Source organism: Pseudomonas sp. MWU16-30323 (assembly GCF_020515595.1).
In the GTDB taxonomy this organism is placed as follows: domain Bacteria; phylum Pseudomonadota; class Gammaproteobacteria; order Pseudomonadales; family Pseudomonadaceae; genus Aquipseudomonas; species Aquipseudomonas yamanorum.
The window spans coordinates 47,238-69,790 of record NZ_JAIWYM010000009.1; the positions used below are offsets into that span (position 1 = coordinate 47,238).

Annotated in this window: 10 protein-coding genes; 5 read left to right on the forward strand and 5 right to left on the reverse strand. The window is 60.5% G+C overall.

Features of this window, described 5'->3' with window-relative positions:
• The first annotated feature begins 154 nt into the window (after nt 1-154).
• Nucleotides 155-1,615, forward strand: a complete 1,461-nt coding sequence (gene mltF, locus LIY45_RS13090; RefSeq protein WP_226476570.1) for a membrane-bound lytic murein transglycosylase MltF — start codon at nt 155-157, stop codon at nt 1,613-1,615.
• Nucleotides 1,616-1,751: 136 nt separating this feature from the next.
• Here mltF and LIY45_RS13095 read toward each other — a convergent pair whose 3' ends face one another.
• The 5 genes from LIY45_RS13095 to treP all read right to left on the reverse strand — a co-directional run bounded on the left by LIY45_RS13095 (nt 1,752) and on the right by treP (nt 9,075).
• Nucleotides 1,752-2,048, reverse strand: a complete 297-nt coding sequence (locus LIY45_RS13095; protein WP_226476571.1) for a PTS transporter subunit EIIB — start codon at nt 2,046-2,048, stop codon at nt 1,752-1,754.
• 1 nt (nt 2,049) lies between these two features.
• Nucleotides 2,050-4,578, reverse strand: a complete 2,529-nt coding sequence (ptsP, locus tag LIY45_RS13100; protein ID WP_226476572.1) for a phosphoenolpyruvate--protein phosphotransferase — start codon at nt 4,576-4,578, stop codon at nt 2,050-2,052.
• A gap of 48 nt (nt 4,579-4,626) precedes the next feature.
• Nucleotides 4,627-5,847: a carbohydrate porin gene (locus LIY45_RS13105; RefSeq protein WP_226476573.1), complete on the reverse strand. Its 1,221-nt coding sequence runs from the start codon at nt 5,845-5,847 to the stop codon at nt 4,627-4,629.
• Between the two features lie 73 nt (nt 5,848-5,920).
• Nucleotides 5,921-7,567 carry an alpha,alpha-phosphotrehalase gene (gene treC, locus LIY45_RS13110; protein ID WP_226476574.1) on the reverse strand — a complete coding sequence of 549 codons (1,647 nt, stop codon included), beginning with the start codon at nt 7,565-7,567 and terminating at the stop codon, nt 5,921-5,923.
• Between the two features lie 65 nt (nt 7,568-7,632).
• Nucleotides 7,633-9,075: a PTS system trehalose-specific EIIBC component gene (gene treP / locus LIY45_RS13115; protein ID WP_017478678.1), complete on the reverse strand. Its 1,443-nt coding sequence runs from the start codon at nt 9,073-9,075 to the stop codon at nt 7,633-7,635.
• Between the two features lie 236 nt (nt 9,076-9,311).
• Between treP and treR the strand changes: the two genes are divergently transcribed.
• From treR to LIY45_RS13135, 4 genes are all read left to right on the forward strand, one after another.
• Nucleotides 9,312-10,016: a trehalose operon repressor gene (gene treR / locus LIY45_RS13120; RefSeq protein ID WP_017478677.1), complete on the forward strand. Its 705-nt coding sequence runs from the start codon at nt 9,312-9,314 to the stop codon at nt 10,014-10,016.
• A 997-nt stretch (nt 10,017-11,013) separates the two neighbouring features.
• Complete coding sequence (locus tag LIY45_RS13125; RefSeq protein ID WP_260525328.1) at nt 11,014-12,717, forward strand: ShlB/FhaC/HecB family hemolysin secretion/activation protein; 1,704 nt, start codon at nt 11,014-11,016, stop codon at nt 12,715-12,717.
• Between the two features lie 11 nt (nt 12,718-12,728).
• Complete coding sequence (locus LIY45_RS13130; RefSeq protein WP_017139694.1) at nt 12,729-13,247, forward strand: toxin-activating lysine-acyltransferase; 519 nt, start codon at nt 12,729-12,731, stop codon at nt 13,245-13,247.
• 44 nt (nt 13,248-13,291) lie between these two features.
• A complete protein-coding gene (locus LIY45_RS13135) occupies nt 13,292-22,552 on the forward strand; it encodes a hemagglutinin repeat-containing protein (protein ID WP_226476576.1) in 9,261 nt (3,086 codons plus the stop codon).
• Nucleotide 22,553: the final 1 nt, after the last annotated feature.

A 22,553-nucleotide genomic window follows, 5' to 3' on the forward strand; every position in this document is an offset into this window, starting at 1 on the left:
GGCCATCCCGGGTATTCGGGGCAGTTATTTTAACCGTCACAATCGGCTGCCAAGCCCCGTTTCTGCGGCCTGCAGCCAAGGTTTACGGGCGCTAGCAGACAAGTGCCCCGCTGTCGAGATATGGCGCCGAGGGTCCTTTGCGTATACTGCGCAGATGTTCTCCCCTACTGCTTTACGCCCGCGATGCGCCAAATGGCTCTTCGTCACCGGACTCTTCCTGCTGCTCAGCGCGTGTGTGGATAAACCCAACACGCTCGAGCGAATCAAGGAGGATGGCGTATTGCGGGTGGTCACCCGAAACAGCCCGGCTACTTATTTCCAGGACCGTAACGGCGAAACCGGTTTCGAATACGAACTGGTGAAGCGTTTTGCCGACGAGCTGGGGGTAAAGCTGGAGATCGAGACCGCTGACAACCTGGATGACCTGTTCTCACAGATCGGCAAGCCCAACGGCCCGGTACTGGCCGCCGCCGGTCTGGTCAGCAGTGAGCCGCGTCGCCAGCAAGTGCGTTTCTCCCATCCGTATCTGGAAGTCACCCCGCAGATCATCTACCGCAACGGCCAGTCCCGCCCGACCACGGCGGCAGACCTGGTGGGCAAGAAGATCATGGTGCTCAAGGGCAGCACCCATGCCGAGCAACTGGCGCAGCTGAAAAAGCAATTTCCCGGGATTGAATACGAAGAATCCGACGCCGTTGAGGTGGTCGACCTGTTGCGCATGGTGGACGAGGGGCAAATCGACCTGACCCTGGTGGACTCCAACGAAGTAGCGATGAACCAGGTGTACTTCCCCAACGTGCGGGTGGCCTTTGACCTCGGTGACGCCAGCCATCAAGCCTGGGCGGTCGCCTCCGGCGAAGACAACAGCCTGCTCAACGAGGTGAACAGCTACCTCGACAAGGTCGAAAAGAACGGCACCCTGCAGCGTCTGAAAGATCGCTATTACGGGCACGTGGATGTACTCGGCTACATGGGCGCCTACACCTTCGCCCAGCATTTGCAGCAGCGCCTGCCCAAGTACGAGAAACACTTCCGCGCCTATGCCAAGGAAGAAAAGGTCGACTGGCGACTGCTGGCGGCCATCGGCTACCAGGAATCACTCTGGCAGCCGGCGGTGACCTCCAAGACCGGCGTGCGCGGCCTGATGATGCTGACCCAGAACACCGCGCAGGCCATGGGCGTGTCCAACCGCCTGGACGCCAAGCAGAGCATCATGGGCGGCGCCAAGTACCTGGCCAAGATCAAGGATGAGCTGGACGACAAGATTGCCGAGCCGGACCGCACCTGGTTTGCCCTGGCGGCGTACAACGTCGGCACCGGTCACCTGGATGACGCGCGCAAGCTGGCCGAAAAGGAAGGCCTGAACCCGAACAAGTGGCTGGACGTGAAGAAAATGCTGCCACGCCTGTCGCAGAAGCAGTGGTACAGCAAGACGCGTTATGGCTATGCCCGTGGCGGTGAGCCCGTGCACTTTGTGGCGAACATCCGGCGCTACTACGACATCCTGACGTGGGTGACGCAGCCGCAGTTGGAAGGCAATCAGGTGGTGGAAGGCAACCTGCATGTGCCGGGTGTGGACAAGACCAAGCCGACCGACGAAACCCCGCCGCTCTAATCCCCCCATTCTCCAAACACCACAAAATACTGTGGGAGCCGGGCTTGCCCGCGATGGCGGAGTATCAGCCAGCCTATGTATCGCTGACACACCGCCATCGCGGGCAAGCCCGCTCCCACATTTGATCTTCTTTGATTTATAGAGCGGTGTTTAGGCCGGTAAGCAGGTGCACCACCCCACCCGCCAACACCATCACGCCCGGCACGCCTGCCGCCTTGAGCGCCTGCGCATCCAACCGCCCCGCATCCTGCAACTGCACCCGCACCCGGGTCAGTGCTACTCGCTGCTGCGACTTGAGATTCTCCGCGCCGCCCAGCGCATTCAGCACTGCCGGGGCCAACAGTGTTTCGCTCAATGGAGCTGCCTGCGGCGTTTCAAGCACCAGATCCGGCGTCAGGGCCTTCCAGAACGCCCGCTGAAATTTCTCGAACATGTCAGTGCTCCACAACCAATGAGGTTTCAACGGTAGCCGCGTGGTACAGGCGCAACGCCTCACGTACCTGCGCCGCTTCTTCCAGGCCGAGTACCTGGCGCGCGATGGATTGGCAGTCCGCCAGGTCCAGCTCGCGCACAGTGGCCTTGATGGTCGGGATCAACGGCACGCTGACCGACAACTCATCCACCCCCAACCCGATCAGCACCGGCACCGCCAGCGCTTCAGACGCCAGCGCCCCGCACACACCGACCCACTTGCCATGGGCATGGGCCGCCTTGACGGTGCTGGCGATCAGGCGCAGCACCGCCGGGTGAAAGCTGTCGGCCTGGCTGGCGAGGCGCGGGTGATCGCGGTCCATGGCCAGGGTGTATTGGGTCAGGTCGTTGGTGCCGATGGAGAAGAAATCCACCTCCGGCGCAAACAGATCGGCCATCAACGCCGCCGACGGCACTTCGATCATGATTCCCAGCTTCGGCAATTCCGTCAGCCCCAGGGCCAACGCTTCCTCTTCAAGAATCTTGCGCGCCAGGCGCAATTCCGAAAGCAGGCTGACCATCGGCAACATGATGTGCAGGCGGGCGAAGCCGGCACTGGCGAGAATCGCGCGGAATTGTTCGCGCAGCAGTTCCGGGCGTTCCAGGCACAGGCGAATCCCGCGCAGGCCGAGGAACGGGTTGGTCTCGCTGTCCATCGGCACATAGGCCAGCGGCTTGTCGCCACCGACGTCCAGGGTGCGCACCACCAGGTTGCGCTCGGGGCCCAACGCACGGGCGATGGCGCTGTAGGTGCCCGCCTGCTCCTCGGGGCTCGGTGCGCGGTTACGGTCCAGATAGAGGAATTCGGAACGCAGCAAACCGACACCTTCGCCCCCCAGGGACAACGCCTGCTCCACCTCCTGCAACGACGCGACGTTGGCCGTCACTTCGACGTGATGACCGTCGCGGGTGGTGGCGGGCAATGAAGCCTGTTCCACTTCCCGCTGGCGGCGCAGCACCTGCTGTTGGCGGGTGACTTGCAGTTGCTCGATCTCGGCCAGGTCCGGGTTCAGGTGCAGCTCGCCTTTGTCGGCATCCAACAGCACCTGCTTGCCGTTGGTCAACTCCAGCACCTGCGCCGGCACGCCGCAGATGGCCGGCAAGCCAAGGGCGCGGGCAAGGATGGCGACGTGGCTGGTAGCACCACCGCCCACCGTGACGAAACCCAACACCTTGCGGGTGTCGAGGCTGGCAGTTTGCGAAGGCGTCAGTTGCTCGGCAATCAGGATCGCCTGCTCCGGTAAGTCCCAGGCGCGGTCCTGAACCCCGAGGATCAGTTTCAACACCCGCTGGCCAACGTCTGCCAGGTCGGCAGCGCGCTCGGCGAGCAAGGCATTGCCCAGGCCCTGGAAGAGCGTGGCGGTGGCTTCGGTGGCGCTGTTCCAGGCGAAGGCCGCGCTTTTGCCCTGGTCCAGCAGGTCGCGGGTCTGTTCCAGCAGGGCCGGATCGTCCAGTAACTCCTGATGGGCGCGGAAGATCTCGGACTGGGCGGTGCCGACGGCCTTTTCCTGCAAGGCTTGCAGCGCCTGGTTGGCGTTGTTCAGGGCATGGGTCAGGGCCGCGCGCTCCAGCGCCTCACCGTTGCCGGCTTCGGCGAAGGTCAATGCCGGTTCTTTAACCTGCACCACCTGGCCAAACGCCGAACCGGGCGAGGCACACACACCGCGCAGCATGGTCGCCGATGAATCAGGCACCACGGGTGCAGCAGGTGAATGAGCCGTGACAGCTTCCCCGCAGCCTTCGGCCAGCAAGGTTACCAGCGCCTGGATCGCCGCTTCGGCGTCCTCGCCTGCCGCACTGACTTGCACGGTGTCACCCTGCACCGTCTGCAACGCCATGATCCGCACCAGCGACTTGGCGTTGGCGCTCTCGGTTTGCTTGTGCAGGTAAATACTCGCCTTGAAGCCTTTGGCCGCCTGCGCCAGCACCGCCGCCGGGCGCGCATGCAGGCCGTTGGCGTTGGGCAAGGTCAGTGGCTTGGAGAACAGGGCGTCCCCCTCCTCGTCCTTTACCTCGTCGGCAACCGCTTGCGGCGTTACTCGCAGCAGCGGTTGCCCCACATCCACCAAACCCTGCTCGGGCGTCAGCAGTTTGAAGGGCTCACCACTGACCACCAGCATCAGGGTCAGCAAACTACGGGCATTGAGCGCCATGTAGTCGGCATCGAATTCAATCAACGGTTGCCCGGCTTCCACCCGCTGGCCTTCCTCGACCAGTCGGGTGAAACCCTTGCCCGCGAGATTCACGGTGTCCAGGCCGATGTGCATCAGCACCTGGACGCCGTTGTCGTCGGTGACACTCACCGCATGACCACTGTCCTGGATATTGCTGATCACCCCGGCCAGCGGCGCGCAGAGGGTCTGCGAGGTCGGATCGATGCACAGGCCATCGCCGATCAGGCGACTGGAGAACACCGGATCCGGCACCTGGTCCAGGGCGAGCAGCACCCCGGACAAGGGCGCCAGCAATTCCAGGGGTTGAGTTGTGGTCATGACTTCACCTGCTGTTTTGTTCTGTAAAAATCATTGAATGGAGGCGACTTATTTCCACCAATATTCGACTTGCACACCAAAATTGGAACCATGCAACGCCGTGCCGTAGCTGCCGGTGTCGGACAACGCCGAACCTGCCGCCAGCTCATTGGCCGCACGCTTGGCCGCTTCGTTCCAGGTCGCGTAGGTGTAATACAACCGCACTTCCGGCCGCGCCCAGAAGTCCGGGCCTTTGGGGGACCAGGTCGGGGCGAAGGTAAATTTGCTCAGCTTGCGCGTACCACCTGTGGCCTCGACCTGATCATGGCCAAGTTCGGTGACCAGTTTGAACTGTTCGGAGATGGCATAGGCCGGGCGCACGCCCAGCGACATCCAGGTCTGGTCCTGGCTGCCCGGGCGAATATCCTTCTGGTACACGGCCTCGATCTGCCCGCCAAAACGCGGGGTCACTTGCCAGTCGAAGAACTCCACCGCGCGGTAGCTCTTGCTGCTTTTATCGAGGAAGGTATCGCCGGTGTAGCCGAGGCCGGTGCCGGGGCCTTCGCCGTACTGCAGGGCAAACTTGTTGCGCCCGCCGAGGAAGGGTTTCTGCACGTGCTGGGCGGTAATGGCCCAGCCACTGTTGGTATCACGACCACCGGCTTTTTCGATGTAACTCAAGCCCAGTTCCACCTCGCCGCCGGGGTTGGTCTTGAAGCCGGCCACGTTGAAGTCGTGACGGGTGGCGTATTCCTTCTGGTACAGGTTGTCCTTGCGGGACAGCGCATAGCTGTACTTCAGGTCGCCGATTTTCACGTCCTCGATACCGCCGCCTGTGGCGCTCTGGTTCCAGTAGTAAAAGTCGGAGATATGGATGTCGTTTCGTTTGTAGTAACGCCGGCCGGCCCACAGCGAACCGCCGTTGAGGCTGGGAATGTTCGACCACTGCGCATACATCTGCGGCATGCGGGCCGAGCCGTTGTCTTCACCCTGGAACTTCAGCGCCCGGTCGTACTTGTTGTATAGCGAGGCCATGGCATCGACGCTGAACACCGAGCCGTCGTCGAGGGTCAGCAAGTCCTGGCGCAATTCGAGTTCGGCGTACTGCTCACACTCGTTGCCCAGACGGTATTTGGATTGTGCACCCGGCAACTGGAAGCACTGCTGCTTGCCACTGCCGGTTGAAGTCCCCGCACCGCTACGCAAGTAGCCGGCAAATTCCAACGCCTGAGCTGCCAGCGGCAAGGTCAGGCAGGATGCAACGAGGCCCAGCTTTATTGTTGTTTTCATGAAGCACTCCGATATTTTTATTATGTTTTTTTAAAGCGCCCCGGCGCTCCCACACCGGGGGGTAAAGCGGGTCTCAGTCCTTGAGGTGCAGCACAAACGATTCATACGGGCGCAGCGAGACCTGGTTCGAACGCTGTGGGCAGTCGTCGTAGTTGCTGATCAGCAGGCGTTGCTCACTTGCCGCCGTCAGCAGGCCATCGGGCAGTTCGATCTGGCAGGGCGTACCGTAGAAGTTGTTCAGCACCAGCAGGCGCTCGCCGTGGCCTTCGCGCAGGTACGCCCAGACCTGGGTGTGCTGCGGCAGCAGTTGGCAATAAACGCCTTCCTGAATCAGCGGCTCGTGACGACGCAGTTCGATCAGCGCACGGTAGTGATGCAGCACCGAATGCGGATCATCCAGCTGGCTTTGCACGTTGATCCGGGCCGCGTTGGCCGGGATGCCGATCCACGGTTCGCTGCTGCTGAAGCCGGCGTTTTGCTCGGCATTCCACTGCATCGGTGTGCGGCCGTTGTCGCGGGATTTCTGCATGATCGCCGCCATGCTCGACGCTTCGGACTCACCCGCCTCGCGCTTGAGCCGGTAGATGTTCAGGGTTTCGACATCCCGGTATTGGTCGATGGTGTCGAAGCCCGGATTGGTCATGCCCAGCTCTTCGCCCTGGTACACAAAAGGTGTGCCCTGGAGGAAGTGCAACGCAGTGGCGAGCATCTTCGCCGAGACCACGCGGTGCTCGCCGTCGTCACCAAAACGCGAGACCACTCGCGGCTGGTCGTGGTTACACCAGAACAGCGCATTCCAGCCGCCACCGGCCTGCATGCCGAGTTGCCAGTCAGACAAAATCTGCTTGAGTTGCAGGAAGTCGAAGTCGGCCGCGACCCACTTCTGCAGGTTCGGATAATCGACTTTCAGGTGGTGAAAGTTGAAGGTCATCGACAGTTCTTTCGACTGTGGATTCGAATAACGAATGCAGTGCTCAAGGCTGGTGGACGACATCTCGCCGACGTTGATCAGGTCATGCCCTTCGAACACTTCGCGGTGCATTTCCTTCAGGTATTCGTGCACGTTCGGGCCGTCGGTGTAGAAGCGTCGGCCGTCGCTGTTGTCTTCCGGGAAATCCGCCGGCTTGGAGATCAGGTTGATCACGTCCAGGCGGAAACCGCCCACACCCTTGTCGCGCCAGAAGCGCATCAACTTGAACACTTCGGCGCGCACCTTGGGGTTGTCCCAATTCAGGTCGGCCTGGGTATGGTCGAACAGGTGCAGGAAGTACTGGCCGGTTTGCGCCTCGTATTCCCAGGCCGAGCCGCCGAACTTGGATTCCCAGTTGTTCGGCTGGTCGCGCCAGATGTAGAAGTCGCGGTACGGGTTGTCGAGACTGCTGCGGGCCTGCTGGAACCACTCGTGTTCGATGGAGGTGTGGTTGACCACGATGTCGAGCATCAGCGTGATCCCGCGCTTGGCGGCTTCGCTGATCAGCAAGTCGCAATCGGCCATGGTCCCGTAGCTCGGGTCGATGGCGTAGTAGTCGCTGATGTCGTAGCCGTTGTCGCGTTGCGGCGAGCGCAGGAACGGGGTGATCCACAGGCAATCGACGCCCAGCCACTTCAGGTAATCGAGCTTGTCCACGATGCCCAGCAGGTCACCGGTGGCGTTACCCGCGTGGCTATGAAAGCTTTTTGGGTAGATCTGGTAGATCACCGAGTGTTGCCAGTTTTGCATGGTGGGTTCCTTCAATTTGAAATGCGATCAACGGTGGGAGCTGGCTTGCCTGCGATAGCGGTAGGTCAGGCGACCCGGTATCCAGGCCGAACAATCTTCATGCTCAGCACACAGGTCAAAACAAATGGCACGACAATCGCAACGACCATGCCGATGACAAAACTTGGGATGTATTGCGGGATGATCGAGATGAACCCGGGCAAGCCACCCACGCCAATGGCCGAGGCCTGGACCTTGTTCAGCGACAGGAAAATACTGCCCAGCGCCGAGCCGGTCAGGGCGGCATAGAACGGAAACTTGAAGCGCAGGTTGACCCCGAACATCGCCGGCTCCGTGATGCCGAAGTAGGCGGAAATCGCCGAGGTGGACGCCATGCTTTTGTCCCGCGCATTGCGGCTCATGTAGAACACGCCGAGCGCCGCGCTGCCCTGGGCCAGGTTGGACATGACGATCATCGGCCAGATAAAGGTGCCGCCCTGAGTGGAGATCAGTTGCAGGTCCACGGCGAGGAACATGTGGTGCATGCCGGTGATCACCAGCGGTGCGTACAGCAGGCCGAAAATGGCGCCGCCGACCATGGGCGCCAGGTCGAACAAAGTGACCACGCCTTCGGTGATCAGGATGCCGAGGTGACGGGTCACCGGGCCGATGATCGCCAGTGCCAGCACGCCGGTGACGACGATGGTAGTGATCGGCACTACCAGCAATTGGATGGCATTCGGCACCCGCGCCCGCAGCCATTTTTCAATCACGCTCATCACGTAGGCGGCCAGCAGGATCGGCAGGATCTGGCCCTGGTAGCCGACCTTCTCGATCTTGAACCAACCGAAAATATCGAAGTACGGCAGGCTCTGGCCGTCGAGGCCGGCGACCGCCTTGCCGTAGTTCCAGGCGTTGAGCAAATCGGGGTGCACCAGCATCAGGCCGAGGACGATGCCGAGGATTTCACTGCCACCAAAGCGCTTGGCCGCCGACCAGCCCACCAGCGCCGGCAGGAACACGAACGAGGTGTTGGCCATCAGGTTGATCAGGCTCCACAGGCCATCCAGGTTCGGATAGGCGTCGAGCAGGGTCTTGTCCGCGATGAACATGCCCTTGGCGCCCATCAGGTTGTTCACCCCCATGAGCAAGCCGGCAATGATCAGCGCCGGCAAAATCGGCATGAACACGTCGGAGAACACCCGCACGAGGCGCTGCATCGGGTTTATTTTGTCGGCGCTTTTCTGTTTCACATCCGCGATGGTCGACGCGGCGAGGCCGGTTTGCTCACGCAGGGCGGCGTAGACCTTTTCCACTTCGCCGGGGCCGATCACGATCTGGAACAGGCCGCCGGTGAAGAACGAACCCTTGACCAGATCGACCTGGTTCAGAGCGCCGCTGTTGGCCAGGCTCGGGTCCTTGAGAGCCAGGCGCAGGCGGGTGACGCAGTGGGCAGCTTGCTCAAGGTTGTCGCTGCCACCGAGGTTCTTGAGAATCTCGCGGGCAATATTCGGATAGTCGTGGCTCATGCTTGGTATCCACTTTGGTTTTTTTTATTGGGGCGGTCATAGGCAGCACGCCGAGGCCAAAAGTACTCGTCTGTACGAGTTAAAGCAATAACTCGTATGTACGAGTTTGAAAATGATTAATTTTCTGTTTTTCGAGTCAGAAATTTCCGAGTTCTACAATGGGTTGCATGGACAAACCCCATCGCTGCCACTAAGGTTCCTGCCTTGAACGCCAACGCGGCACAGAGCCCTCCCCCATGAGTAAATACAACCAGATCTATACCGATCTGCTTGCCAGCATCACCACCGAACGCCTGCAACGCGGCACGCGCCTGCCCTCCGAAACCGAACTGATGGACGCCTACCAGGCCAGCCGTGGCACGGTGCGCCGGGCGATCGAGCAATTGCAGGAGCGTGGGTTCGCACAAAAAATCCATGGCAAGGGCACGTTCGTACTGTCGCCCAACCCCATCGAGTTCCAGCTCGGTGGCATCGTCAGCTTTCGCGAGACCCATGCCGCCCTCGGCGATGACGTCAGCACCGAAGTGGTGGAGTTCAGCCAATTCCCCCTGGAAGGGCCGCTGATGCAACACATCGAAGCCGAAGCCGGCAGCCTGATAACCCGGGTCAAACGGGTACGGCGGATCGACGGCAAGCGGGTGATCCTCGACATCAACCACTTCGTCGCCGATCTGATACCGGGGCTGGACCGCTCGATTGCCGAGCAGTCGATCTATGCGTTTATCGAGCAGACGCTGCAGCTGCAGATCAGCTATGCGCAGCGCACCATCGAAGCGCTGCCGCGGGGGAAGGACGATCAGACACACTTGGACCTCGAAGGTCAGAGCCATGTGATCGTGGTGAGCAACCAGACGTTTTTGCAGGATGGACGGCAGTTCGAGTACACCGAGTCGCGGCATACGCTGGATAAGTTTTACTTTTCGGATATTGCGCGGCGGTGAGAGAACAAAGAATTGGGTGACTCATTGATTGTTGATCAGGACTCCCGACTCATCTCTATCCAAATGCATCCTATACAGTGCATAAAAAGGTAATTGCGTAAAAATGCATCGCATACGATGCAACTTACATCAACGATCATTTGCAGCTCTCGATTAAAAGCGCCTACCCCACAAACACAAAACCCCGGCACCAGGCCGGGGGTTTGATTTTCAGCGCTCACCTGCTACGGCAGGATCACTCCCACTCGAACATAAACAACCATAAAAAGTCTTTACAAATCATATTTTTATTTCAATTTTTTCAGTTGATACCACGAAAAATACCATTAACGAAAAGCTGTTTTCGCACGCACTGCATTACTCATGTGGTGCGGTCATCGGTTAGGAGCAAAAACTTGCGTTTTACCTCTTCTTTCCTCTTTCAGTTCAAATAGCCCTTGCTGGAGCGCAAGCCTGACGGCATGTAGGAAAACCTCCTGCAACACCATCGACAGCCGCTTAAGATCTACCGGGACATTTCACCGGCAAGACCATAAGACCGTGCGCCGCATCAACAGGGCAAATGCCTCGTGCGCTACGAGGCCCCCAAGATCAGCACAACCCCGCTAATGAGGCGCGAGCATTCTTGGATATGCTCGATCCAGGTATTAATATCTAGCAAACTATCTGATTCGCTAGCCTCAGCACTCGCAATACGCGTGAAGATCGTCACATTCCTGAGCGTTTTCCTGAGCGTTGTTACCGCCGCCTTGCCCATCACGGAACTTTCGGACTAAGCCTCAATCAGAGCGCATGACTGAATGTAGGAAACTTCGTTTCTGCTCGTCGAAACCCTTACATTTTTCTATTTTCTTCAGTGCCACTGCCGTTCCAGGCGGTTCACTTATTGTGCCTCTGATTCTGATCACAAGGATGTGAAATGCCCGCGGACTCACGCTGCCCACTGCACAAGCCAAGCCCCTCTCGATATGTCGTGGGGCTGGCCCGCTTGTCGTCGATGAATGCAAGACACCTCGCGCTGACGGCGCTGGCAGTGTGGACACTTTTTACGACCGCCGCCGCTCAGGCTGCCGGGCCTGAAGAGGAATTACTGCGTCAGCAGGAGCGTGAGCGCGCGCTGCGTGATCAATTGGAATCGCGGCCCGATGTGCGGCTTCAGGCACCTGCGCTCGACGAAGGCGGCTCTCGTCTTCCTGTAAAAGAAGCACCCTGCTTCGCCATTAAAGACATCCGCCTGATTGGCGACGCATCCGAGAAGTTTCAATGGGCGCTGAAGGCCGCCAACCCCGAGGACGACCCCGCCGTGGGGCGTTGCCTGGGTGGCGCGGGCATCAACATGACGATGAAGCGCATGCAGAATGCGATCATCCAGGAGGGATTTGTCACCACCCGCGTGCTTGCCGAAGCGCAGGACCTCAACAGCGGGATTCTGGTGCTGACAATCGTGCCGGGGCGCATCCGTGAAATCCGCTTTGCCGAAGGCACCAGCCGCCGCGCCAACCTGTGGAATGCGATGCCTGCCAACCCCGGCGACCTGCTTAACCTGCGTGATATCGAACAGGCGTTGGAAAACTTCAAGCGCGTGCCCACTGCCGACGCCGACATTCAGATCACCCCCACCCTGGCGGCTGATGCCAAGCCCGGCGAAAGCGATGTGGTGATCAAATGGAGCCAGCAGTTTCCGGCCCGCGTGAGCCTGTCCTTCGACAACTCGGGCAGCAAATCCACAGGCAAGTATCAGGGCAATGTGTCGCTGTCGCTGGACAACCTGCTGTCGCTCAACGACTTGTTCTACGCCAGCTTCAACCACGACCTGGGCGGCGGCGAGTCCGGCCGACACGGCTCCAATGGCAATACGCTCCACTACTCGCTGCCGATGGGTTACTGGCAACTGGCGTTCACCACCAGCGAGTACAACTACGAGCAGTCGGTCGCCGGCGCTACCCAGACGTACCAGTATCGAGGCGAAAGCCGTACCAACGATCTGCGCCTGTCGCGTCTGCTTTACCGCGATGCCGTGCGCAAGACCACGGCGTGGGGTGGCCTATGGACACGGTCTTCTGAAAACTTCATCGACGACACCGAGATCGGCAACCAGGATCGGCGCATGGCGGGCTGGCAGCTCGGCCTGGATCACAGGGAATTTATCGGCACTTCTATTCTGGACCTTGGCGTCGCCTACCGTCGCGGCACCGGCGCACATGATTCGTTGTCGGCGCCCGAAGAAGCCTCTGGAGCCGGCACATCCCGCTCGCAGATCATCACCGCCGACGCCCAGTTGCAAGTGCCCTTCACCATCAGCGACCAACGTCTGCGCTATATCGGCAGTTGGCGGTCGCAATGGAACCGCACGCCGTTGGTGCCGCAGGACCGCTTCTCGATTGGCGGACGTTACAGCGTGCGCGGATTTGACGGCGAAAACATTCTTTCTGCCGATCGCGGCTGGACACTGCGCAACGAAGTCGGCCTGGCGCTGGGGCAAACCGGCCAGGAGCTTTACACCGGTGTCGACTACGGCGAAGTCAGCGGTCAGGCCAGTAAGTTCCTGATTGGTAAACGACTGGCGGGGGCTGTGGTGGGTGTACGTGGTGGTTACAAGGGCCTGTCTTATGACTGGTCGGTAGGCACGCCGCTCAAGAAGCCCGATGGCTTCAAGACCGCCAACGTGACCAGCGACTTTACCGTCATCTGGTCGTTCTGAGGGGTAATGCCATGCGTTTTGAAACCCTGGACATCACGGCCCCCGGCCTGATCGACGAGCCTTGGAACGAGGCGGCGGTGCTGGGCTCGGTCACTTGGTTGTGGATGCATTCCAGCGCTCACCGGGATGCGCCACTGCACAGCTTACCGACACTTCTGCTGCCGGCGCTCAAGCATCGCCAATTCGTGCTGGGCAGCGAGCACGGCAAGCCGGTGTGCTACCTCTCTTGGCTTAACGTCGATGAGGCAGCGGAACAACGCTATTTGCAGCAATCACCGTTGACATTGAGCGACGCGGACTGGAATTGCGGCGAGCGTCTCTGGCTCAACGACTGGGTCGCGCCGTTTGGCCATACAGCCACCTTTACCCGAATCCTCCAGCGCCACCTGTTCGCCAACCGATGCGGTCGCGCGCTGTATCACCGGGGCGACGAGCGAGGCCTGCAAATCAAGACATTCCAGGGCATCGGTGTGATCCCTGAACAGGCCAGAGCCTGGTTTGCAGCTCACCCGGTTGCCACAGCACCGTAACTTCAACTTTTGTATCGCGGGCCGGCTCCGCAAATGGAATTGCTATGAACAAGCACCTGTACCGAATTGTTTTCAACAAGGCACGCGGGCTGTTGATGGTGGTGGCGGAGAACGTCACCAGCCAGGTCAAGGCGCCGGGCACTCGCGTCAGCCTCACCACCGCCGACGCGGGCTGCACGGCAACGCTCGGACCGATGCGTTTTGCATTGATGATCGCGCTCGGGCTGGTGTCCTGGAGCGCTGTACCGGCGTGGGCGGCGGGCACGATTGTGGCCGATCCGACTGCCGCAGCCGGCCAGCGTCCGACGGTGATTCAAAGCGCCAACGGCACGCCGCAGGTGAATATTCAGGCGCCCAGCGCGGCCGGGGTTTCGCGTAACACCTACAATCAATTCGATGTCGACCCGCGCGGCGTCATCCTCAACAACAGCGGCGCCAACACCCAAACGCAACTGGGTGGCTGGATCGAAGGCAACGCAGCGATGGCCAAAGGCAGCGCGCGGGTCATCCTCAATGAGGTCAACGCCAGCAACCCCAGCCAGTTACGCGGCTATGTCGAAGTCGCCGGGCAACGCGCCCAAGTGGTCATCGCCAACCCGGCCGGCATTACCTGCGACGGTTGCGGCTTCATCAACGCCAACCGTGCGACCCTGAGCACCGGTCAGGTGCAGCTGGAGAACGGCAGCATCAGCGGCTACACCGTGAACGGCGGCACCCTGAACATTCAGGGCAAGGGCCTTGATAGCCGCGACGCCGATTACACCGACCTGATTGCCCGTACCGTGCAGGTCAATGCGGGTATCTGGGCCAATGACCTTAAGGTCACCGCCGGACGCAATCAGGTCAACGCCGATAACACCCAGGCCAAGCCTCAGGCCGGCGCCGACGGCGACAAGCCAGCCGTCGGCATCGACGTGGCGCAATTGGGCGGAATGTACGCCGGGAAGATCGTGCTGGTGGGGACCGAATCGGGTGTCGGCATGCGCAATGCCGGGCAAATTGGCGCCATGGCGGGTGAAGTGGTCGTCAGCGCAGACGGCAAACTGCACAACATGGGCACAATCAGCGGCACCACGGCCACCCGTATCACTGCCACAAGCGTTGACAATAGCGGCTCGCTTTACACCAAGGGCGATTTGAACCTCACCAGCTCCGGGGATATCGATAACAGCGGCACCATTGCCAGCCAGAATCAAACAACCCTCAGCGCCAAGTCGATTCGTAGCACCCAGGGCTCAAGCCTAGCGGCGGGCGCAGGCGTGGATGGCAAACTGGGCAGCAGCGGCAACCTTGCGGTGCGCGCCACCCACGTCAAAGCGCAGGGTCAAAACCTGGCGGCAGGCGATGTCAGCATCCAGGCCGATGATCTGGACCTCAGCGGCAGCCAGACTCAAGGCCGCAATGTCACCCTGACCGCCAACAACGGCGATAGCAATCTCAGTGGCAGCCGCGTGGATGCCAGCCAGACCCTCGCGGCCAACGCGACAAAAACCCTGCGCACAGACAGCGCCAGCGTCAACGCCGACAACCTGCAACTGAACGCAAGTGATCTGTCCAACGTCGGCGGCGAGCTGGTGCAGACCGGCGTCGCCGACACCTCGATAAACGCCAGCGCGAGCCTCGACAACCGCAGTGGACGCATTGCCTCCAACGCCAACAATGCACGGATCAGCGCCAGCCGCGTCGACAACAGCGGCGGCACCATCGAGCATGCCGGCAAGGGTTCGCTGGACATTCAGGCCAACCAACTCGGCAGTACCAAAGGTAGCATTGCCAGTAATGGCAGCGTGTCGATCAAGGCTGACGACGTGGTGCTGGATGAAGGTCTGGCCCAGGGCCAACAGCTCACACTCCAGGCCCGCACCCTGTCCAATCAATACGGGCGCATTCTGCAAACGGGGCTGGAGCCTTTACAGATCAATGTCAGCGAGCAATTCAACAATCAGAACGGCCAGGTCAACAGCCCAGGCGCTGTGGCGATCAACGTTGGCACGCTGAATAATAAGAACGGCAAAGTTGTTGCAACCGACGGCGGCCTGCTGACGGTGACCGCCAGTGATCTGATCGACAACAGCGGCGGCACGCTGGCGGCCAGCGGCACCGCGCAACTGAACGGCGCACGCCTGGAAAATACCCAAGGCACCGTCAGCGCCGGTGGCGAGCTGCAAGCGCAGTTCAGCCAGTTGAACAACATCGGCGGCACGCTCGCGTCTACCCAGCGCATGGCGATCATCGCCGGGCAGTTCAACAACACCAATGGTGTGCTTGGCTCGGTGCAGTCCGGCCTTTCGGTCAACGTGACCAACGGCGCGCTGACCAACAATGGCGGGCGTCTGGAAGCCCAGGGTGACATCGCCGTTACAGCTCAGGGCCTGGATAACCGCAGTGGTGTGATCAGCGGTCAGGCATTGGACCTCAACAGCAACGGCGCTCTGGCCGACAACAGCGACGGTACACTCGACGCCCGCGCCACCCTCGACCTGCGCAGCGGCGAGTTGCGTAACGCGGCGGGCTTGATTCAGTCCACAGGCAAGCTGTTCATCGACACCAGCAGCCAGGCGCTGAACAACCTGCAATCCGGCACCACCAAAGGCATCAGCGGCCAGGATGCCGTGGAAATCCGTAGCGCCAGCCTCAACAACAGCGCAGGCTTTTTGAGCGCCAAGGGCAACCTGTTGCTCAACGCCAGCGACGTGGCCAACACCGACGGTGGCCAGATCATTGGCGAGAAAACCGTCCACATCGAAGGCGAACAACTGGACAACCGTGGCGGCCAATTGCAAAGCCTCGGCGACGTTGAACTGGTGCTGGGGCAGACCCTTAACAATCAGGGCGGTCTGGTGCGCAGTGCCGGCGCATTGAGCCTGAGCACCGACGCGCTCGACAACAGCTCCACGCAGGGCACCAACCAAGGCCTTGAAGGCCGCAGCATGAACCTGGCGGTCAACACCCTCAACAACCAGAGCGGTGCTTTACGCACCGATGAAGGTCTATTGCTGGGCGTGAGCCAGGCGCTGAATAACCAGAACGGGCTGATCTCTTCGACCGGCGACCTGACGATAAGCGACCGCGATACTGCGCAGCGTCGCCAATCGATGAATAACCTCGACGGCACGCTGATTGCGGGCAAGCTGCTGTCGCTCAACGCCGCGTATTACAGCGGCACGGGCCGGGCGCTGAGCCTGGGTGACATCAACTTCAGGTTGCAGAGCGGCCTTGATTTGAGCGGGCAGATTCAGGCCAACAACAACGTTGATCTGAGCACCGCCGGGGCGCTCAACAACACCGGGCGTTTACTGGCGGGCAGGTCGCTGCTGGTCAGCGCACAGACGCTCGACAGCAGCGCCAACGCCGAAATCAGCGCGGGCCAGGTGCGCCTGAACGTCGCTGACACCCTGACCAACCGCGGGCTGATCGACGGCCAGCAAGTCCGCCTGCAGGCAGCGACGCTGAATAACCTCGGCACCGCGCGCCTGTATGGCGACCAACTGGCGATAGCCACCTCAACGTTGAACAACCTCGATGAAAATGGCACCGCAGCAACGATAGCAGCCCGTGAGTCACTGAATATCGGCACCGCGACCCTGAATAACCGCGAGCAATCGCTGATCTTCAGTGCTGGCGACCTCGCCATTGGCGGGACCTTGAGCACGCTCGACACCGCTGAGGGTCGCGCTCAATTGCTGACCAATGCCAGCGCGACCCTCGAAGCGCTTGGCGATCTGTCTTTGAACGTCCAAAGCGTGCGCAACACCAACGAACATTTCAGCACGCGCGATGTTGAGGTCAGTCGAACACCCGAGCAGGAATTCCAACTCACCGGCTCGACCAACCGCTACCAGGCCAACGAGATCTCCCTGCGCAATGATGAGGTGAATTACCTGGTCACCCCCGAGGGCCAGCGCGACAACTGGAACCGCTACGACTACACCCGCGTCGTCAACGAAACCCAGATCGCCACCTCGGCCCCGGCGCAGATCCTGTCTGGCGGGACAATGCAGATCAGCGCCGGCGACGTGCTCAACGACAAAAGTCGCATCATCGCCGGCGGACTGTTGCAGGCAGACGTCACCAGCCTGACCAACACCGAAGTGTCGGGCCAGCGCACCACCGTCGACAGCGGCAGCGTCACCAACTTCTACCGCATCCAGCGCAAGGGCCGCGACCGGCAAGGCGCGAACACCGCAGCCTATACCCCTGCCCCGCTGATTCAGGATATCTCCCTGCAACCTACCGTCTTCGCGCAGAACACAGCGGTCAGCGGCACGGGCACCCAGATCAGCGCACGCGGTACTCAGGCCGTCGGCCAGCAGATCGCTTCCACCGGTACGGTCAGCACTGCGGCCGCCCGTACCTTTCAAGTAGCTCCGATCGTTCAGGTGGCAGCGCAGACCACCCAGAACGCACAAGGCGTGGCCGAGCAAATTCGCACCGGGGGCCCGTCCCTGGAATTGCCGAATAACAGCCTGTTCACCACCCATCCGCAGACCACCAGCAATTACCTGGTCGAAACAGATCCGCGTTTCGCCAGCTATCGCACCTGGCTGTCGTCGGATTACATGCTGGAGCGTTTGCAAGTCGACCCTGCCTTGACCCAGCAGCGCCTCGGCGATGGCTTCTATGAGCAGAAACTGATTCGCGAACAGGTCGCGCAACTCACTGGTCGGCGCTTTCTCGACGGCTACGCCAACGACGAAGCGCAATACCGGGCGCTGATCGACAACGCCGTCACCCTGGCCAATCAATGGCAACTGGTGCCCGGCGTCGAGCTGTCCCCCGAGCAGATGGCTCAACTGACCAGCGACATCGTCTGGCTGGTACAAAAAAAGGTCACCCTCGCCAACGGCGAAACCCGCAACGTGCTGGTGCCACAGGTCTATGTGCGGGTGCAGGAAAGCGACCTTAACGGCTCTGGCTCGCTGATTGCCGGGCAACGCCTGAACCTGAACATTGCCGGTGATCTGGTCAACAGCGGCAGCCTGGCCGGGCGCAGCGTGATGGCGATTACCGCGCAGAACATCGAAAACCTCGGCGGCCGCATCCAGGCCGACAAGGTCTCGCTGACAGCACGGGAAAACCTCGACAACCTCGGCGGCCTGATCGGCGCCACCGATACCCTGGCGATCAATGCAGGGCAAAACGTCAACGTTGTGTCCAACAGCCGTGACAGCAGCAGCACCCAGGGTACGCGCACCAATCTCTCGCGGGTGGCCGGGCTGTTTGTCAGCGGTGCTGACGGCACCATGGACGTCAACGCGGGCAAAGACCTCAACCTGACCGGCGCTCAGGTGGTCAACGCAGGCGCCGGCGGCAGTACCTCGCTGCAAGCAGGCAACAACATCAACCTGACCACCGTTGGCGAAGCCCATCAGCAATCGGTTAACTGGAACGGCAGCAACTGGCGCAAAGACGCCAGCCAGACCGAAGTCGGCTCAACCATTCAAGGCCAAGGCGATGTGCGCCTCAGTGCCGGGCAGGACCTCAATGCCCGAGGCGCAAGCGTCACCAGTCAGCAAGGTGCAATCATCGCCGACGCCGGGCGCGACGTGAACCTGACCGCTGCGCAAAACACCCAGTTCGCCGATGAAGCGCACAAATTCAAAGGCAGCAACGGCCTGTTCTCCAGCAAGACCACCACCACACGCGACACCGTCAACCAGACCCAGGCGCAGGGCTCGACGCTGAGTGCCGAGAAAACCTATGTGCAGGCCGGTCGCGACATCAACGTCAGCGGCAGCAACGTCGTGTCCACCAACCAGACCATTCTGGCGGCTAACAACAACATCAACATCGAAGCAGCGACCGAGAGCAGCAGCGAACGTCACGACAAGTCGGTGAAGACAAGCGGCCTGTTCAGCGGCGGCGGTATCGCGGTCACCCTCGGCACCCAGCAGCAAACCGTCAAGGACCTCACCACCAGCCAGACCGCAGCGGCGAGTACCGTGGGGTCAACCAAGGGCGATGTGCTGATGGAAGCGGGCAAAGGCTACCGCCAGGTGGGCAGCCAGGTGAGCGCGCCCGAAGGCAGCGTCGATATCACCGGGCAAACCATCGATGTCGTCGAAGCCCGCAACACAAGCAAGCGCGAACGTGAAACCCTGTTCAAACAGACCGGGTTCACTCTGACGGTGACTAACCCTGTCATCAGTGCAATCCAGACCACCCAGCAGATGAAGCAGGCATCGGAGAAAACCGATGACGGGCGCATGAAGGCGCTGGCAGCGGCCACGGTCCTGCTGGCCGGTAATAACGCCGCCACGGCGGTGGCAATGGACCCTGGCGCGGCAGGCGGTATCAACATCAGCCTGTCGCTGGGCACCAAGAAGAACGAAAGCAAAACCACGCAGATCAGTGAAAGTGCCGCCGGATCGAGCATTACCGCCGGCAACGATGTGCGTCTGCGCGCTACTGGCGCTGGCGCAGCCAGTGACATCACCGTACAAGGCAGCCAGATCAAGGCCGGGCGTAATGTCAGCCTGCTGGCGGACGGCGACATCAACCTGCTCGCCGCCAACAACACCAGCCAGCAAAACACCGACAGCAAAGGCAGCAGCGCCAGCATCGGTATCGGCCTCTCGCTGGGCGGTAGCAGAAACGGCTTTACCCTGGACCTGGGTGCCACCGGAAACCGGGGCCAGGCCGACGGCGACGAGCTGACCCATACCAATACCAAAGTGGAGGCTGGCAACCAGTTGCTGCTGTCATCCGGCGGCGACACGCAGCTTAAGGGGGCGGTGGCCAGTGGAAAAAAAGTCATCGCCGACGTCGGCGGCGATCTTAATATCGAAAGCCTGCAAGACACCAACACGTACAAAGTCGATGAAAAGAGCCTGGGCATCGGCATCAGTCTTTGTATTCCACCGTTCTGCTACGGCATGAGCTCGATAAGCGGTGCCAGCACAAACTTTGGCGCAACCAACATCGACTCCAACTATGCCAGCGTCACAGAGCAGTCAGGCATCAAGGCTGGCGATGACGGTTTCGACATCAACGTGCGGGGCAACACCGATTTGGTCGGCGGCGTGATCGCCAGCAGTGACAAGGCCGTGCAGGACGGCAAAAACAGCCTGGTCACATCCAGCCTCACCAGCCGCGACATCAAGAACAAGGCGGATTACGACGCCAATACCGTCAGCCTGGGCGGCGGCTACAACGAAGTCGGCAAGGACCAGAAGGGCAACGCGCAGACTGGCGGCAAGGTTAACCCGGGCACCGACCTGGCCAAAAACGAGAACAAGATCGGCGCCAATATGCCGATCGCCATCAGCGCCAGCGACAAGGCAAGCAGCGTGACACGCAGCGGCATCAGTGGCGGTGCCGTCGTCATTACCGACGACGCCGAGCAGCAGAAACGCACCGGCCAGACCGCTGAACAAACCGTCGCCAGCCTCAACCGTGATGTGTCCAGTGATCGCGATGGCAGCAACTCGCTCAAACCGATCTTCGACGAAGATGAAATCCGCGCCGGTTTTGAGATCGTCAGCGCGTTCTCCAACGAAGCCAGTACCTTCCTTGCGAACAAAGCCAGGGAAGCGGACCTCAAACGCCAACAGGCAAAAGAGCTGCAGTCAAAAGCAGACAATCGTGACACGCCAATGAGTGACGCTGCGCGCCTGCAACTGCAGCTCCAGGCGCGGGAGTACTCGGCACAGGCCAACGCGATCTCCGAAAACTGGGGCGCAGGCGGCACCTATCGCCAGATCACCACTGCCCTGATCGGTGCTGCAGGCGGCAATATCAGCGCGGGCAACGCTGCCTTCGTGCAAGGCCTGGTGGTCAATTATGTGCAGCAACGGGGTGCCGGCTACATCGGCGACCTGGTGGCCAAAGGCGAGCTCACCGAAGGCTCGCCACTGCACGCCGCACTGCACGGCATCGTCGCCTGCGCCGGTGCCGCCGCCAGCAGTCAAAGTTGCGGCAGCGGCGCGGCAGGCGCGGCGGCATCAAGCCTGCTCACCGGCCTGTTCTCACAAAGCAGCCCCGACGAAAGCGAAGAACAACGCGAAGCCAAGCGCAACCTGATCGTCAGCCTGGTGACCGGCCTGGCAGCGACCAGCGCCTCCATCGACCCGACCACCGCCAATACCGCGGCGGGTGCGGCGGTGGATAACAACTGGCTGGCGACTCAGCAGATCGTGCAGTTCAAGAAGGAGTATGACGAAGCAAAAGGCCTGATTGCCGCCGGCAAAGTCGTTGCCAAATGGTCGTACATCAGCGGCAGGCAGGATGTTCTGACCCAGTTCGGCATCGGCAAGGGGTTGGCCCAGTCAGGCTGGAATGACGTCACGGGCCTCGCCGAATTTGTTGCGCACCCCATCGAAGGGCTTACCGGCCTTGGCCAACTGATTAATAACCCGGAGGCCAGAAAGCAGTTTGGCGACAGCGTCGTCAACGAACTCAACGTCAAGATAGAAACGATCAAGACCGCGCTGGAAGTCGGCGGCGATGAAAACGCCGAAGCGTTGGGCAAAGCCATCGGCGAAATCGCCTGGCAGGTCGGCAGCATTGCAACGGGCGTCGGCGGGGCTGCGAAAGGTGGCGTGGCGCTGGCCAAGGCAGGGATCAAGGTTGGAGCGCAGCAGCTTGAAAAGATGGCTGAGGTGGCTAGAATCGAGAAGCTTGCTGCGAAGAGTGCTAAAAATCCGAATCCGATGAGCGCAGTGACGGATTTTGAAACGACGACTCTTGCTGAGCGCGGAAGCACGGGCGGAGCTAACGCAGGAAAAACTGCTGAAAGCGCTCCGATTGAAAGCCCTCTGGCGCTTCCCGCCCCTGCAAAACATAAGGTTCCCGATGGGTATGTCGTTGTAGAAAATGCAGACGGTACTGTGACAGTTACAGGACCACGAGGCGGCACATACGATTCCACCGGTAGGTATACAAGTGATGGTAAGCCTATTTATCGACAAAACAGTGGCGGATACGTAGTGCTTGAGGACGGGCGGACTCCCGTCGCCGCACCACCCGATTATTCAAGCATCCCCATCCATCATATTTGCACCAACAAATGCAGTGCGAGCGCAAACGGTCAGATTGCTTGGTCCAAAGCCTTTCAAAAGTTTTTTGATGGCTCAGACTTGGATATAAATAAAGCAACAGAAAATCTTGTGGCTGTTCCTGGGCATAGAGGACCACATCCGCAGAGTTATCATCAGTACGTATATGGTAGCCTAGATGACGCTACACGTGGACTAATCCCAAATACACCACAGTATAAAGACGCAGTGCTTAATACCTTGACTAAAATCAAGGCTGAAGCAGTAACACCCGGCAGCGCCGTCAACAAGTGGCTCACGAGAGACTGAC